Raw genomic sequence first — 1,188 nt, 5'->3', positions numbered from 1 at the left:
CAAGGCTTCGGTCGGGCTCAGCAGCCTGCCCTGGGCCGCCTTCGTCGCGGCGATCGGGCCGTCTTCCTGGTAGAAGCGCGCCGCGATCCGCGACAGGCCATTGACCATCGGGTAGGTGCCGAAATTCATCGCCGACAGCGCGATATGGTTGGGCTTGTCCGGGTCGTCGAGCATGTAGGCGCGGTCGGCCGCCAGCGCGATCTCGGCCAGCGTGCCGGCAAAGCAGCTGCCCGGCTCGATCAGCGCGAACAGGCTGCGCGAGGACACGTCGATGCGCGCGAGCGTGCGGCGCAGCATGCCGATCGTCTCATTGACGAACCAGTGCGCGCGGTGCGTATCCAGCGTCGCGTCGATGTCGAGCACCACCTGCGCGTCGCCCTCGGTGCGCAACTGCCACAGGCCTACCTCCAGATGATTGGTGCGCAGGTTCAGGATCGCATCATCGAGCTCACGCGCCATCTTCAGCGGCCACCAGTGGGCCCCCTCGGCCTCGATCTCGGTCACCGTCCGCGCGGTGACCGCGGCCGGCGCCCGCACCGTCAGCGTCACCGTGCGGGCGGCCGCGTCGATCGCGGCATCGACGAATTCGTAGTGGTAACCCTTGTCATCGACCGTGCGCTCGAGCCGCGGCAGCGCGACCCCGGTCGCACCGGCCGGGCGGCTCGAACCCTTGGCCAGTTCGGCCGCGCGGGTGGCGATATGCGCGGCGAACTGTTGCTGCCTGACCACCTCATCCACGAGGCGCCAGTCCTTCGCACGGCTGCCGCGCACCCCCTCCGAGATCGTGCAGAAGATGTCGGCATGGTCGCGGCGCACCCGGCGCTTGTCGGTCACCCGCGTCAGCCCCCCGGTGCCCGGCAGCACGCCCAGCAGCGGCACCTCGGGCAGCGATACCGACGAGTTGCGGTCGTCGACCAGCACGATCTCGTCACAGGCCAGCGCCAGCTCGTAGCCGCCGCCGGCGGTGGTGCCGTTGCACGCGGCGAGGAACTTCAGCCCCGAGTGTTGGCTGGAATCCTCGATGCCGTTGCGCGTCTCATTGGTAAACTTGCAGAAGTTCACCTTCCACGCGTGGCTCGACAGCCCCAGCATGTAGATGTTGGCCCCCGAGCAGAAGATCTTCGGCTTGCTCGAAGTCACCACCACGGTGCGCACCTCCGGGTGCTCGAAACGGATGCGCTGCAGCGC

1 protein-coding gene is annotated in these 1,188 nt (G+C 68.4%); it reads right to left on the bottom strand.

Going from position 1 to position 1,188, the window contains the following annotated elements; genetic code table 11:
* A partial coding sequence (locus ACKVEX_RS16540) for an enoyl-CoA hydratase-related protein (protein WP_473216839.1) occupies positions 1-1,188 on the bottom strand: 1,188 nt, incomplete at both ends.

The organism is Denitraticella aggregata, assembly GCF_048158365.1.
In the GTDB taxonomy this organism is placed as follows: domain Bacteria; phylum Pseudomonadota; class Gammaproteobacteria; order Burkholderiales; family Rhodocyclaceae; genus Azoarcus_F.
This window is presented reverse-complemented; position numbering and strand designations above follow the sequence as displayed.